The sequence below is a fragment of the Yersinia massiliensis genome, assembly GCF_003048255.1.
In the GTDB taxonomy this organism is placed as follows: domain Bacteria; phylum Pseudomonadota; class Gammaproteobacteria; order Enterobacterales; family Enterobacteriaceae; genus Yersinia; species Yersinia massiliensis_A.
The window spans coordinates 2098940-2114067 of record NZ_CP028487.1 but is presented as its reverse complement, the minus strand read 5'-3'; the positions used below and the strand labels follow the sequence as shown (position 1 = coordinate 2114067).

Below are 15128 nucleotides of genomic sequence, written 5' to 3'. Positions count from 1 at the left end.
AAACTGGAGGAAAATTCGACCTAAGCCATTCCATCGCGGGCATAAATAGGGTACAAGGACGCCATGAAAATTCCAAAACGAATCCAACCGCTGGTTGATGACGGCTTGGTTGACGAAGTCATCCGTCGTTTGAAAAGTGGCAAAGAAGCTGATGTCTATGTTGTCCGTTGCGGATCGGATATTCGCTGCGCGAAGGTTTACAAAGAAGCTGAAAATCGCAGCTTTAAACAAGCGGTCCAATACCAAGAGGGCCGTAAGGTCCGTAATAGCCGCGATGCCCGAGCAATGGCTAAAGGTTCTAAATTTGGCCGTAAGCAGCAAGAAGATACTTGGCAAACTGCCGAAGTTGATGCGTTATATCTACTCGCCAATGCGGGTGTCCGCGTACCACAGCCTTATGCCTGCCTCGATGGTGTTTTGCTCATGGAGCTGGTGACGGATGAAGACGGTCTTGCCGCTCCTCGCCTCAGTGACGTGCCATTTACTAAAGAACAAGCGTTAATTGACCATGCTGTCATGATCCAATATGTGGTGCGCATGCTCTGCGCCGGTCTCGTTCATGGCGACTTATCTGAGTTCAATGTCTTAATTGATAAAGATGGGCCCGTCATTATCGACTTACCGCAAGCAGTCAATGCCGCAGCAAATAACCATGCGAAAGCAATGTTAGAGCGTGATGTCGCCAATATGACCCACTATTATGGTCAATACGCCCCTGAACTGCTTGGCCGGAAATATGCCAAAGAAATGTGGGCGCTCTATGAAGACGGTAAATTGCATCCAGAAACCCAACTCACGGGTGAATTTGCAGAAAGTACTGCCGCCGCTGACGTTGAAGGCGTGTTAGAAGAGATTAAAGCCGTGATTGCGGAAGAACAAGAACGCCTGCGTGAAGCACAGGATCCGTATTAATTTTTGCTTTAGCAAATGTTGGCAGAACATAAAATGAGGGTAAGTAAAATAGCGTTGACTGTGCTTTCTGCCTACCCTCATCGATTCAAAATTAAGCCTTGTGTGATAAATCAGTTCAGTATGACAGTCTCAACACGGTTTTTCCCCGCGGTTTTTGCACGGTAAAGTGCTTTATCTGCCGCCGACGACAATGCAGCAGCTGTCAATGACTCATTCGGCGCAGAGACTGACGCCACGCCGACACTGATGGTCACTCTCCCTTGCGGTGACATCCCATGGGGAATATCTAGTTCCTCAATAGAAAGACGCATACGTTCTGCAATGGCTTTCGCGTCTGCTGGCGAACTCGGTGCCAGTAAGACAATAAACTCCTCACCACCATAGCGGGCTAAAATATCTGAACCACCACGAATGGATTTAGATAATGTTTCGACAATCGATTTCAGACAAACATCACCTAGCGCATGCCCATAGAGATCGTTAAAACTTTTGAAATTATCGAAATCAATCATTAATACCGAGAGTGCCCCCCCTTCAATTCGGTTTTTCTGCCAAATATGTCGGTAGAGATCATCAAAATGACGACGATTAGCCACGCCAGTCAACACATCCGTTTGGGATAACGCCTTGAGGATCGATTCAGATTGCTTAAACTCAGTAATATCAAAAAATGAGCCATACCACATTACCGAACCATCATCCTGCTGAGTTGGAAAAGACTCGCCATGGAGCCAATGCGTCCCTTTCCCCGGCAAGTTTACCCGGAAATCACAAGACCACACGGATAGATTTTGCCGTGACGTGGCAACAGCTTGTTCCATCATCGGCATATCGTCAGGATGAACTCGGCTAAAAAGTGGATTTTTCGCTTTAGGGATAAACAGAACCTCAGCTGGCGAAAGATCAAATATTTTCCTTACACCCTCACTGCAATATTTAAAATGAGAGTCGCCATCAGTATTTAAGTAGTAAGCATAAATCATCGCCGGTAGATTTTTTGTTAATCGGTCCATCATTTGCTTACTTTCTTCCAATGCCATCAGCAACGATTTTCTTTCAGAAACATCGGCAATGACACTGATATAACCGACTGTGCTACCATTATCAGACATGATTTCATGAACACTTAATGCGCCCCAGAAACGTTTACCATCTTTACGTTGATAACGCCATTCACTGCTATCACGCCGATTTAGCAACAAGGAGTCCAATTCGGCTTGAGCATCACCGTATTCTGGAATATATAAAATATCCTGAATGGGTCGCCCTAACACCTCATGCCGGGAATAGCCAAACATTCGCTCTGCACCAACATTAAATATTGTTATGCAGTTACTCAAGTTGGTTGTAATGATTGCAACCTGTTTCTCGGCATTGAGTAAAACATCTAGTTGAAGGTCAGATAATTCATTATTTCCATTCTCTTTCTTCAACAGATCACCTTTCGGTTGCCAGCCAAAAACTTTCTTGGCTAATGCGCTCAAGTGGCTATGATAAAAAGAAAATAAAGACATAGAGAAAAATCACCTATATTTCAAAACTATAAAACAAAAAAACAATATTGAATATTCAAGTTAATACATCACCAATAGCACATTAAATTATAACATACTGTTATGACTCCGTGTAGATGCGCTTTAATAGCACAGGTTATTTGATAAGAACTGACATTCAACTTGATAAAATCATTACAGATTCTGCCAAGAAAACTGAAGTTACAATCCGCTATTCTGAGGGTCTGTTTATGTTGAATGATTGGAGTCAAAATGAAGCAAATTCTTATGCTGTGTATGAGCACTATTTTATTGTTTAATGCAACCCTAAGTTTCGCTGCTCAACAGGCAGATAAAAATGAAAAAGGGAAAGCAGGAGTCACTTGTAAACGCCCGCCGGAGCCACCAAAAGATAAGAATGGTCACCCATTACCCCCTCCTAAAGATCATAAAGATGGCCACTTAACTAAAGGCCAACCGCCACATGATGAAAAGCATGGCTGCCCACCACTACCAGAGAAAAAAATCAAAAAGTAATGCAATAATTTACTCCCATAACAAATGCAAATACCGCAGCAGATAAATTGAAAGTCTCCTTTCTTTATATCTGCTATTTATTATCACATTAATAAAAAGTCGACACATAATAAAATCAATAATCACATTAACGACTTTACATATTAATCACCAACACCTAACACAGTATATCTCGCATATAAATCAAGTGCATAAATCAGAATATCAATATAAACACCACCCAAGAAAACAAACTAATCGGAAAATCAGATATTACACTGGAAAATATAACTTTATATCCTATGATATACAGTGAGAATATAAATTCTCATCCGCGAGTTAATAATACCAGTTGAAATATAACGGATAGATAAGGAAGTAATCATGCTTTATAAATCACTGATTAGTATTACCATTGCTACACTCTCGTTTACCGCCTTTAGTACTGCCCATGCAGCATCATCCCCCACTACACCCGCCGATATGACGTGTAAAGAATTCATTGATCTTAATCCAAAAAGTATGACACCTGTTGCCTTTTGGATCATTAATCAAGATACCCAATATAAAAAAGGAGATACCGTTGACTTTCAAGAAGTAGACACCCTTTATACACCTAAGGTGATTGATATTTGTAAGAAATCACCGGATAAAAAAGTGTCCGAGATAAAGAAAGAAATTGAGGAGGCGACTAACAAAAAAGCCATGTAATATTACCTTCGGCCCCACACTAAGGTCAGTGGGGCTATCATTATTGATTGGAAATCATTATTTGTAGGGCGTAATTATGTTTAAAAAAATGATGCTGATATCTTTACTGACATTCCCTATCAGCCAAGTATTTGCCAATGACTGTAAGAACGCGGTGACACAATTGGATATGAATCAGTGTGCAAGCTCTGATTTTAAGCAAGCCGATACTGAACTTAATCGCACCTATAAACAAGTGCTCGCTAAAACGTCAATCGAACAAAGAGCATTACTAAAAAGCGCGCAATTGACTTGGATAAAATACCGCGACGCCGATTGCACCTTTCAGTCATCAGCCACTGAAGGTGGCTCAGCCCACCCTATGATAATCTCTGCTTGCCTGACGCATAAAACGGAAGAACGTACAGCACAACTAAAATCGTACCTCGATTGCCCTGAAGGTGATTTAAGTTGCCCACTTTAGTTATTTACACTGTAGTCATTTACTCTGTCGCATTGACGATGGTGTGAATCCGTATGCCATTTTAAAGCAATTACTAAAGTGGCTGGCTGAACTAAAACCGCATGCCAAGGCAATTTGAATCAGCGGCATCATGCTGTGTTTTAATAATTGCTCGGCATGATACAAACGCATTTTCAGTACAAATTGATGGGGGGCCAGTCCAGTACTTTGCTTGAACATTCTTGCAAAGTGAAACTCACTTAATCCCGCTTGTTCAGCCAGATCTGACAGGAGCAGCGGTTCTGAGAGATAGGCATCGATATACTCTTTGACTCTTTTTAAGACCGCAGGTGCTAATCCACCGCGAATACCAGGTAAAGCCCATTGTAACTGCGTGTAGTTTTTCAGCAGATGTGTCATCAGCAAGGTAGATGCACTGCTCAGCGCCAGATGATTCGCTTGCTCTTGCCAATCGCAATTAAGTAAAAATTGGCGATACAGAACGGTTATTTGCTGATCTTCGGCGAAGACACGTTCATCAACTTGAATCGACTCAGGACTTCGCTCCCAGATTTGCTCTGCTAAGTGGCGCAAATGTTGGTCGGTACAATACAAATGTACGAATGATAAATCGTCCCTGACATCCCAACTGGATAAGCTGCCTTTTGGCATAATACAGAAACGATCCGGCCCCCCACCATTTTTCCATCCTGCCCGAGTTTTGTGGTAACACTCATAACCATCAGCAACATATAAGCTCAGGGTGTGATGATCAGGGCTTTCTTGTGTGACGCAATCATCCCGATTAGACCACGCAGCCAGTTGAATACCCGAGCCAAGTTGCACGCAATCATGCAAACGTGCTTTATGTTCCCGTAAGGTTTCAAAAGCTTGATATCGTTCAACCATCACACTGACATCCATAATAACGCCGATGGCATCAGTTTAATGACTTGTTATGCGCCAAACCATCTTTGCCCACTATTTATCTCAAAAATGCGCAAGTTTTTGCAATTGTCAGCAAGCCACTGAAAGCTGAATTTATCGGGATGTCAGATACTGATGTTTTAGAAAAGTGATGAGAAAAAAATATGAATGCGCTGCTTTATTTTCTGGTTGTTATCATTTGGGGAACAACGTGGATTGCTATCACCCTACAGCAGCAAGGCGATGTTGCCATTACAGTCTCTATATTTTATCGATTCGCCCTAGCGGCGGGAGTCATGGTCATTGCTTTATTGCTAGCCCGCCGTTTACGGCATCTTAAATTGCGTGACCACCTTTTTTGTGTGGCACAAGGTTTTTGTGTCTTTGCTTTTAATTTTTACTGTTTCTATCATGCTGCAGCCTATATTAGCAGCGGTCTGGAATCCGTTATATTCTCGATGGCCGTTCTCTTTAACGCCGTCAATGGCATGATCTTCTTCCGCCAGCGCCTCAGCCCTAATTTTCTACCTGCCAGTATTCTTGGTTTAACTGGGATAGTGGCACTATTTTGGCAAGATTTAACCGCGGCGCAAATCGCGCCAGAATTATTAAAAGGGATTGGCTTAAGTCTACTCGGCACCTACGGCTTTTCTTTAGGGAATATGATCAGTAGCCGCCATCAGCGCCAAGGTTTAGACATTCTTTCCACTAACGCTTATGCCATGACGTATGGCGCGATATTGATGGGCATCTTCAGCTTAATTCAACATCACTCATTCACTATCGAGTTAACATCACGCTATTTAGGCTCATTACTGTATCTCGCGATTTTCGGGTCCGTCATTGCATTTGCGGCCTATTTCAGCCTGATAGGGCGCATTGGTGCCAGTGGCGCAGCTTACAGCACATTGTTATTTCCATTAGTTGCGCTGACCATTTCGACTTTCTATGAGGGGTATCATTGGCATCTCAATGCCATTATGGGTTTACTCTTAATCCTACTGGGTAACTTGGTGATGTTCTCTCGCCCTAGGACTATCCAATCATGGTTTAAGCGCCGTCACGATTTGCAATCACCACGATAATCCGCTGGCCGGTAGAACATTAACCTACCGGCCTAACGCTTATTATTTTGCAGTATCTGGTTTCGCAGTATCCAAAATTGGCTCGCGCACAATAAAGATGTATGACAGCGCCCCCAAAACGGTGACACATGCACAAATGGTTAATGCCAAACTAAATGAATGCGTGGTATCGACTATCCAGCCTGTGACCACGGGAGCAAATGAGGCAAATATAAAGCTAGCAAAATTCTGGATACTCCCGACTGAAGCCGTCATACGGGAAGATACCGCCACATGAATTAGCCCCCAACATGAAGTCCCAGCAAAGTGGATACAAAATAGCGCCATGCCGATTAATACCACCGCACTTCCTGTCGTATCAGCACGTACCACAACAGAGGTGAATGCCGCTGACAATAACATCCCGGTAGCAATGCATACCTTACGGCTTTTTAAGGGTGCCATCCCTTTACGTACCAAGAAGTCAGTCACGAAGCCATTACATAGCATCCCAGCAGCACCCAAAATAAAGGGAATGGAAGCAAACATCCCTGTACTTGTCAGATTCAAATGATAGGTCGTCTGTAAATAACCCGGTAACCAAACCAGGTACAACCAAGCGGTGTAGTTAACACCACTAAAACCCAACATCATCCCCCACATAGTGCGGTTTCTAAACAAGCCACGCCATTCTTTAAAATTCATTGGCTTACGGCTAGCATTGACACTGCCTGCATCAAGATATTTCTGCTCTGCTTCAGTGAGGTTAATACTTTCCCGATTCCGATAAAGCATGTACCAGCCAATAGAGAGCACAATTCCTAAAATACCGATGGTAATAAACATCCCACGCCAGCCAATCATCATCATCATCGCCGCTAAAATAGGTGGGCTGATGGCAAGACCGATCGTAGACGCGGAGTTGAATATCCCCATCGGTAAACCGCGCTCTTTAATGTTAAACCAATCATTGATGACCTTTACGCCACAAGGGTTCATTGGCGCTTCACCAATACCCAACCCAATACGCACCAGAATAAATTGCGTAAAGGTATGTACTGCGCCTGATAGCGCTTGGAAAAATGACCAAACGAACATCCCCAACCCAAGCATAATGCGCGGGCCTTTACGATCCAACAATGGGCCACAAGGTAGCTGAGCAATACCGTAGGCCAATGAAAACGCAGAAAGTAGGAATCCAATTTCTGTCGCACTTAGCCCTAATTCCTCACGAATAGTCAGATTCGCGACAGATAAAGAGCTGCGGTCTAGAAAGTTAATCACTGCTGCTAAGAATAATAAAATCATAGCAACGGTTTGAATTCGCTTAATACGGGCAGAACGTTCTGTGTTTGGCGAAATTTCTGGAACTTCATCTGATATAGGGTTTAATACCCCTGCATCATGATTTATGACGACATTGTTTTTATCCACACCCAGCTCCTGGAATTTATAATATATTCATATGGCGATTTATAGTGAACGCTAAGTCACTTTCAATCGTTCAAGAAATAAATACCGCAAGGAAAGAGGCTTATTACTGCGTAAGGTGCAGAAAGATAAGCCAACTGGAATTTAGGTTAGTGCGGACATTCTATATATCGCATGTTTTTGTAATGAATACGTGAGACAACTATTAGTTTGCTGGATTTTATCTGTCCTTAATGGTTTTTTAACCGGTATTTAATTTGGTTTTTTATCTTTTCATCCCGATGAGCTAATCACTGTACTGCGTTATTGAACGTATCATCGATTGTTTGGCTGTATCTAAGTGACGCCGTAACTCGCGCACTGCATCCAAGTCATTACGGAAGATAAGTGCACTTAAAATAGCCATATGCTCTTCTATCGCCACAATATTACGTTGTTTTAGATCGCTCTCGTCCCATTGATAGTGGAAGTGGAAAATCACTGAAATAATCTCCAACGACTGATTAAAAAAAGGATTGTTAGCGGCAGAGAGAATGAGTGTGTGAAAATCTCGATCCAATTGTGAAAACATACGATAGCTATTGCCGATGGTATCGCGCAATTGCCTATGCCGTGCCAAAAGCTCTTTGGCTTGTAGCCAACGTTCATCACTGTGTGCCAGATTTAAAAAGCGATTTAATGCATGTGTCTCTAACATCTCACGCAATTCAAAGAGTTTTTCAGCATAGTTTTGGTCGAACTTATTCATACTCCACTGGCCGCGACGGATATTCACAATGAGGTTATAGCGACAAAAACGCAGTAAAAATTCCCGGACAACGACAGCGCTGACATTCGCGGCACGGGCCAATTGTAGCTCTGAAAAAGAGTCTCCCGCACGAAGTTGCCGCTGATTAATCATTTGGAAGAATGCGTGTTCGAATATTTCAGCCTGCGCATCAGAAGATTGGCTAACGCAGTCGAAACCATCTTCAACTCGAGGCGTTCTCACAATAATGTAATAATCACCCACTTTTTCCAACACGCCACATTGATGTAAATGACTTAATGTATTGCGTACTGTCGTGCGACTGATGCTATACATTTCTGCCAATGATGCCTGTGATGGCAGTGGCGATGTAATATGTCCTTTGGCAATGCCATCTATCATTTGATTAATCACATTATGGCGAAGATCTTGTGTTCTGCTCATGGTGGCCTCAGCTGTTTTTTATTCATTTAAAACCAATTTAAAACAGAATAATTCGTGATCCCTCACAATTATCACATCCGTTTTAAATCTATTTCTGATTTTTATTGAATATCAAGCCTCACCTTTCGGAGGAATAATCATGACAACAATGAATACATTAGTTTGCCTTGAACCAACCAAGCTAATTTATCAACCACGGACTCGACCTTTACCAAAAATTAATGAAGCATTAATTAAAGTTTTAAATGTCGGTATTTGTGGCACAGATATTCATGCCTGGGCAGGTAATCAACCCTTTTTTAGTTACCCTCGCATATTAGGTCATGAAATCTGTGGCGAAATAATAGGGTTGGGTGAAAATGTTCATAATATGCACGCTGGGCAACGGGTAGCGGTTATTCCTTACGTTGCTTGCCATCACTGCAATTCATGTCTCAGTGGTAAGACAAATTGCTGCGAAAATATCTCTGTTATTGGCGTCCATCAAGATGGTGGATTTAGCGAATATTTGTGCGTCCCAGTCAGTAATTTATTAGTGGTTGACGATGTAGACCCTATTTCAGCCGCACTGATTGAGCCTTTCGCCATTAGTGCCCATGCCGTGCGCCGTGCTGATGTTCGCCCTGATGAGCATGTTTTGGTTGTCGGTGCAGGGCCAATTGGTCTGGGTGTTGCTGCAATAGCGCAAGCTGATGGCTCACATGTCGTGATGGCCGATACTAGCGCTCAACGCCGTGAGCATGTCGAAAATCTTTTGGATATCCGCGCATTAGATCCCAGCGATGCTGAATTTGAACAACATTTACGCCAACAATTCTCCGGCATGCTGCCACTAAAAGTGATTGATGCCACCGGTAATCAACGTGCCATGAATAACACCGTCAACTTTATTCGCCACGGCGGTAGCATCGTTTTTGTTGGTTTGTTCAAAGGTGATCTCAGTTTCCCGGATCCTGATTTCCACAAAAAAGAAACCACCATGATGGGCAGTCGCAATGCCACCTTCGAAGACTTTGCCAAAGTCGGGAAACTGATGGCAGCAGGCAAATTGTCGGCCGATATGATCCTCACTCACCGCTTTGAATTCAATACGCTGGCCGATATTTATGAGCAACAAGTGGTGAAAAACAAAGATCTTATCAAAGGCGTCATTCAGTTCTGACCACCCTACTCCTGAGGATATGCACCATGCTAACGTTAAATCGCCATGACTTTCCGGGCCGCCATCATCCCGATAAAATCATTCAATTTGGTGAAGGGAACTTCCTGCGCGCCTTTGTTGACTGGCAAATTGATCTCTTGAATGAGCATACCGATCTCGATGCCGGTATTGTTATTGTTCGTCCCATTAACAGTGATTTCCCGCCATCGCTCAATACTCAGGATGGCTTATACACCACCATTATTCGAGGCTTAGACGAACAAGGTGAGAAGGTCAGTGAGGCGCGTATCATTCGATCGGTTAACCGCGAAATTAATCTTTATGAGGATTTCGAGCACTATCTAGCCCTCGCTCACGATGAAAACATTCGCTGGGTTTTCTCCAATACCACTGAAGCCGGCATCAGTTATTTGGCAGAGGATAACTTCAGTGATGCGCCACCTGCCAGTTATCCGGCAAAATTAACCCGATTAATGTACGAACGTTTCCAGCATTTTTCTGGCGCAGCAGATAAAGGTTGGGTGCTATTGCCTTGTGAGCTAATCGATTATAACGGTGAGGCACTACAGGAATTGGTACTGCGTTACGCCGAACAATGGCAGTTAGGTGATGCTTTCAGCCAATGGTTAGTACAGCACAATACTTTTTGTTCCACATTAGTGGATCGCATCGTCACCGGTTATCCCCGCGACGAAGCGACAACATTGGAAACGCAATTAGGTTATCACGACGCTTTTTTAGCCACCGCTGAGCACTTTTATCTTTTTGTCATTCAGGGGCCACAGTCATTAGCACAAACATTAAAACTGGATAAATATCCGCTTAATATTCGTATCGTCGATGATATAAAGCCTTACAAAGAACGCAAAGTTGCCATCCTTAATGGTGCGCACACGGCCTTGGTGCCTATCGCCTATCTAGCGGGATTAAACACTGTTGGCGAAGCGATGGCCGATCAGCAAATCAGTCAATTTGTCGCGCAGCTGATGAGTGAAGAAATTAGCCCAGTGTTGGATTTGCCCCGTAATGAACTACAGACCTTTACCCAAGCGGTACAAAGTCGTTTTCGCAATCCCTTTATCCAACACCAGTTGCTCTCGATTGCCCTCAATAGCATGACAAAATTCCGTACGCGTATTTTGCCCCAACTACTGACCAGTCAGCAGGTGAATGGGGCATTACCGACGCGACTGACATTTGCTTTCGCTGCGTTGCTGATGTTCTATCGCGGTAAACGTGGGAATGAGGATTTCCCATTGCAGGATGATGAATACTGGCTGGCTTGCTTTGCCTCGCTTTGGCGAGACGTCGATGCCGGCTTATTGCCCATACAAGATCTGGTGCAACAGGTCTTAGCGGATAACCACCATTGGGGACAGGATCTTAATCAAATTCCGCAACTGGCGGATCAAGTGACCGAACAATTACAGACTATCCAACGCATTGGCATACGGGATGCCCTATCTGCCTATCGTTAAGGCCGAGAAGTAGATCGAATAACAGGTTACGGCCAGCCGCTTATCTGCCCGTAACCTGTTGTTTAGATCTTTATTATCACTAGGATAGCCACCGCAGCACGGAGTTCCCCTTAGCGAGTAATGAGTAGACTCAATGATGAATAAATTCAATGCCATATATCCCACCGATGGCATTTATCGTTTCAAGTAAATGTGCGCCATCGGCCTCAGCCACTGGAGCGTCACTCTCTTCTACACACCCTAATGGACCTAGGGGGAGTGCGTTAAGCCATGCCAATATCTTAATCATTGTCACCTCGACGATTTCAATCAAATGGACAGAGCAGGTTATATAAGAGTAGACGATAAATAGTACAAAAAACGAACGAAGCAATATTGCTTTCAATAGACAAAATTTAGCTATCGCAAAATGACTTGAGATAATGCTTAAGAATTTAGCATTTTATTGATGCTGCCTAAGGGGCAAGACGCTATCTTAAAGCGACATTCACTCTAAGGAGTTTCACATGTTTGTTGTTAGCTTGACTTACCATAAGCCCATCGATGTGGTGGAAGCACTGACCGAAAGCCATAAAGACTGGTTAAAAAAATACTATGCACAAGGTGTATTTATCGCATCGGGTCGTAAAGTGCCCCGCACCGGTGGCATCATTTTAGTAAAGAGCATTGAGCGCGACCAACTGGATAAGATATTGGCAGAAGATCCCTTTAACGCCGTTGCCGAGTACAGTGTCACTGAGTTTATCCCTTCCATGGCGATAGAATCAGTTGAAGCATTGAAAACCTTGTAGTGCGTGAATCCCAAAGACTCGCCATGTGTGATCACATGGCTATCGCGAACCGGCAGCGGCTGAAGGCATTTCTGACCGCTGCTGTCTCTGTTCCATAATGCGATGCAGGTTATCTTCTAGCCAAACCGTCAGCCCCTCAATTTGCACTTGGATCTCTTTGCCTAACTGCGTCAATTTATATTCCACGTGCGGTGGCACCACTGGATAAGCGATACGTTCGACAAAACCGTCCTCTTCAAGATTTTGTAGTGTTTGCGCCAACATTTTCTCACTGACGCCCCCAATTTTTCGCCTTAGCGCACTAAAACGCAGGGTTTCGTTGCTCAAAGCAATCAGCACCAATACCCCCCAACGGCTTGTGACGCGTTTGAGGACTTCTCTTGATGGGCAGTCAGCATTGAGCAACTCACCGCGGCGAACTTGTTCTGGAAATGAAAGATTACTGTCCAAATCTTGTGGTTTCATTATTTTATACTAACCTTTAGGTGCGTACTTACTTAAAGTTAGTATATCGCATATGATGATCTTAAGGACGATTTTTTGCTGAGCGTAATATCAGCGCTAAATGACCTGCTCACACAAAAAATCTGTCATCTATTCCACTACATTAATCAGGAGTTTTATTATGATCGCAGTCACCGGAGCCACTGGCCAATTGGGTCGCTTTGTTATCAACGCATTACTGCAAAAAGTTCCCGCCAGTGAAATCATTGCTGCCGTCCGTAGCCCTGAAAAAGCCAGTGATTTAGCCGCATTAGGCGTTAAAGTGCGCAAAGCGGATTATAGTCAACCGTCTACGTTGGATAGCGCGTTTCAAGGTGTGGATAAACTGCTGCTAATCTCATCCAGTGAAGTGGGTCAGCGTGTGGCACAACACAAAGCCGTTATCGAGGCAGCCAAACGAGCAAACGTTAAGTTATTGGCCTACACCAGCCTACTTCATGCTGATAAATCGACCCTGGGGTTAGGTGAGGAGCACCGAGCAACAGAAGCATTACTTCGAGATTCTGGCCTACCCGTCGTGCTGCTACGTAACGGTTGGTACACCGAAAACTATGCTGCCAGTATTGCGCCAGCATTAGCTCACGGTGCATTTATTGGTGCTGCGGGTAATGGGCGTATCGCTTCAGCCGCACGCGAAGACTATGCTCAAGCCGCTGCCGTCGTACTGACACAAGATAATCAAGCCGGTAAAATTTATGAATTAGCAGGAGATGACAGCTATACCCTCGCTGAGTTCTCAGCGGAAATTGCTCGTCAATCAGGCAAACCCGTCATCTATCAGGATTTGTCAGAAGCCGACTTCCGACAAGCACTGATTGGCGCGGGGTTACCCGACGCTTTCGCCGGCGTGCTAGCCGATTCTGATGCTGGCGCGGCCAAAGGTGGCTTATTTGATGACAGCCATACCCTGAGCAAACTTATTGGCCGCCCCACCACGCCTTATGCGAGAGTGATTGCGGCAACCTTGGCTGCACAATAATTCTATTCCCATGATAGACATGGCCGGTATCTCGCAAGTTACCGGCCTTTTTATCGACAATAACGTTATTTCGCTTTCGCTAATGCCTGAGCAAGATCATCGATAATGTCGTCAATATGCTCGATTCCGATCGACAACCGAACCATGTCTCTTGGCACACCGGCTTTGACTAACTCTTCATCATTGAGTTGACGATGCGTTGTTGAGGCAGGATGGCATGCCAGCGATTTAGCATCGCCAATATTCACTAATCGCACGATCAAATTCAGCGCATCAATAAACTTGCTGCCCGCCGCTTGGCCCCCATGGATACCGAATGACAAAATGGACGCGGGTTTCCCGCCGAAATAGCGCTGTGCCAAATCATGCTCAGGATGATCGGGTAGCCCTGCATATTTGACCCAACTAACTTGTGGATGAGCGCGTAAATACTCGGCAACTTTAAGCGCATTTTCAGTATGACGCGCCATGCGTAATGCCAGCGTTTCAAGCCCCTGCAAAATCAAAAATGCATTAAACGGTGATAGCGCAGCACCGGTATTTCGCAAAGGGACCACTCGGCAGCGGCCGATATAGGCAGCTGCACCGAATTGCTCGGTATAGGTGACACCGTGATAAGACAAATCAGGTGTATTTAATTGAGCGAAACGCTCAGGATACTGCGCCCATGGGAATTTACCGGAATCCACCACAATACCGCCAATGCTAGTGCCATGGCCGCCAATATATTTGGTCAGCGAATGAACGACAATATCGGCGCCATGTTCAAAGGGTCGGCACAAAATGGGGGTTGCGACGGTATTATCGACAATCAGCGGGACACCATGGCGATGTGCGGCATCCGCTAATTTTTGTAAATCGACAATGTTACCCGCAGGGTTACCAATCGACTCACAGAATACCGCTTTTGTCCGGTCATCAATCAATGCCTCCAACGCATCAATATCGTCATGATCGGCAAAGCGAGTTTCAATCCCATAACGTGGCAAGGTATGGGCGAGGAGGTTATATGTTCCACCATATAATTTTGCCACCGAGACAATATTATCGCCGACCTCTGCAATGGTTTGAATCGCATAAGTGATAGCAGCCATACCGGAGGCTACGGCTAACGCTGCAATCCCCCCTTCCAGAGCCGCGACTCGTTGCTCTAGCACGTCATTCGTCGGGTTCATAATTCGCGAGTAAATATTACCCGCGACTTTTAAATCAAATAAGTCAGCACCATGCTGAGTATCATCAAAGGCGAATGAAGAAGTCTGATAGATAGGCACTGCAACAGCTTTAGTCGTGGGATCTGGCGAATAACCGGCATGAATAGACAATGTTTCTAATTTCATTCTTAATCCTTTGTATTGATGACAATGCCAATGATTGCGAGCTGGCGTACTCAGGCGGCAGGCCGCATAGCGAGAAATCGCTGTAAAAGTCAACAATAGAGGAATTAATAAGCGATACCTATATTTCAATATAAATATTTAGCTATTAATTATAATTAAATAGCATCGTCCCATCCTGACCCTACA

16 protein-coding genes are annotated in these 15128 nt (G+C 44.3%); 9 read left to right on the top strand and 7 right to left on the bottom strand.

The window, feature by feature from the left end; translation table 11 throughout:
• Positions 1-63: 63 nt before the first annotated feature.
• Complete coding sequence (locus DA391_RS09945; RefSeq protein ID WP_019210277.1) at positions 64-912, top strand: PA4780 family RIO1-like protein kinase; 849 nt, start codon at positions 64-66, stop codon at positions 910-912.
• A gap of 110 nt (positions 913-1022) precedes the next feature.
• On the opposite strand, the gene DA391_RS09940 is transcribed toward DA391_RS09945, so the two are convergent.
• Complete coding sequence (locus tag DA391_RS09940; protein ID WP_050080552.1) at positions 1023-2426, bottom strand: sensor domain-containing diguanylate cyclase; 1404 nt, start codon at positions 2424-2426, stop codon at positions 1023-1025.
• A gap of 252 nt (positions 2427-2678) precedes the next feature.
• Here DA391_RS09940 and DA391_RS09935 point away from each other — a divergent pair, with 252 nt between their 5' ends.
• From DA391_RS09935 to DA391_RS09925, 3 genes are all read left to right on the top strand, one after another.
• On the top strand, positions 2679-2942 hold the full coding sequence (locus tag DA391_RS09935; RefSeq protein WP_057643312.1) for a hypothetical protein: 264 nt from the start codon (positions 2679-2681) through the stop codon (positions 2940-2942).
• A gap of 363 nt (positions 2943-3305) precedes the next feature.
• Complete coding sequence (gene hdeB / locus DA391_RS09930) at positions 3306-3632, top strand: acid-activated periplasmic chaperone HdeB (RefSeq protein ID WP_019210280.1); 327 nt, start codon at positions 3306-3308, stop codon at positions 3630-3632.
• A 76-nt stretch (positions 3633-3708) separates the two neighbouring features.
• Positions 3709-4095 (top strand): lysozyme inhibitor LprI family protein, encoded by a 387-nt coding sequence (locus DA391_RS09925; RefSeq protein ID WP_050080550.1) that lies wholly within the window; start codon positions 3709-3711, stop codon positions 4093-4095.
• 15 nt (positions 4096-4110) lie between these two features.
• Here DA391_RS09925 and DA391_RS09920 read toward each other — a convergent pair whose 3' ends face one another.
• Complete coding sequence (locus tag DA391_RS09920) at positions 4111-4983, bottom strand: helix-turn-helix domain-containing protein (RefSeq protein WP_108088264.1); 873 nt, start codon at positions 4981-4983, stop codon at positions 4111-4113.
• A 182-nt stretch (positions 4984-5165) separates the two neighbouring features.
• Here DA391_RS09920 and DA391_RS09915 point away from each other — a divergent pair, with 182 nt between their 5' ends.
• The gene (locus DA391_RS09915) at positions 5166-6086 is read left to right on the top strand and encodes a DMT family transporter (RefSeq protein WP_050080549.1); all 921 of its coding nucleotides are present in this window, start codon (positions 5166-5168) and stop codon (positions 6084-6086) included.
• Positions 6087-6128: 42 nt separating this feature from the next.
• On the opposite strand, the gene DA391_RS09910 is transcribed toward DA391_RS09915, so the two are convergent.
• Entirely contained in the window at positions 6129-7373 is a 1245-nt protein-coding gene (locus tag DA391_RS09910; RefSeq protein WP_240624833.1) for an MFS transporter, read from the bottom strand.
• A 409-nt stretch (positions 7374-7782) separates the two neighbouring features.
• On the bottom strand, positions 7783-8688 hold the full coding sequence (locus DA391_RS09905) for a GntR family transcriptional regulator (protein WP_050080546.1): 906 nt from the start codon (positions 8686-8688) through the stop codon (positions 7783-7785).
• 139 nt (positions 8689-8827) lie between these two features.
• Between DA391_RS09905 and DA391_RS09900 the strand changes: the two genes are divergently transcribed.
• Complete coding sequence (locus DA391_RS09900) at positions 8828-9850, top strand: zinc-binding alcohol dehydrogenase family protein (protein WP_050080545.1); 1023 nt, start codon at positions 8828-8830, stop codon at positions 9848-9850.
• 26 nt (positions 9851-9876) lie between these two features.
• A complete protein-coding gene (locus tag DA391_RS09895) occupies positions 9877-11328 on the top strand; it encodes a tagaturonate reductase (RefSeq protein WP_108087658.1) in 1452 nt (483 codons plus the stop codon).
• A gap of 130 nt (positions 11329-11458) precedes the next feature.
• On the opposite strand, the gene DA391_RS24335 is transcribed toward DA391_RS09895, so the two are convergent.
• Complete coding sequence (locus tag DA391_RS24335) at positions 11459-11617, bottom strand: hypothetical protein (RefSeq protein WP_167311284.1); 159 nt, start codon at positions 11615-11617, stop codon at positions 11459-11461.
• 217 nt (positions 11618-11834) lie between these two features.
• On the opposite strand from DA391_RS24335, the gene DA391_RS09890 reads away from it, so the two are divergent.
• Positions 11835-12119 (top strand): YciI family protein, encoded by a 285-nt coding sequence (locus DA391_RS09890; RefSeq protein ID WP_050080543.1) that lies wholly within the window; start codon positions 11835-11837, stop codon positions 12117-12119.
• Between the two features lie 39 nt (positions 12120-12158).
• Here the strand turns inward: DA391_RS09890 and DA391_RS09885 are convergent, their stop codons facing one another.
• Positions 12159-12584, bottom strand: coding sequence for a winged helix-turn-helix transcriptional regulator (locus tag DA391_RS09885; RefSeq protein WP_172440342.1), 426 nt, complete (start codon positions 12582-12584; stop codon positions 12159-12161).
• 160 nt (positions 12585-12744) lie between these two features.
• Here DA391_RS09885 and DA391_RS09880 point away from each other — a divergent pair, with 160 nt between their 5' ends.
• The gene (locus DA391_RS09880) at positions 12745-13602 is read left to right on the top strand and encodes an SDR family oxidoreductase (RefSeq protein ID WP_050080540.1); all 858 of its coding nucleotides are present in this window, start codon (positions 12745-12747) and stop codon (positions 13600-13602) included.
• Between the two features lie 65 nt (positions 13603-13667).
• Here DA391_RS09880 and DA391_RS09875 read toward each other — a convergent pair whose 3' ends face one another.
• Positions 13668-14942: a bifunctional O-acetylhomoserine aminocarboxypropyltransferase/cysteine synthase gene (locus tag DA391_RS09875; protein ID WP_050874526.1), complete on the bottom strand. Its 1275-nt coding sequence runs from the start codon at positions 14940-14942 to the stop codon at positions 13668-13670.
• Positions 14943-15128 lie beyond the last annotated feature (186 nt).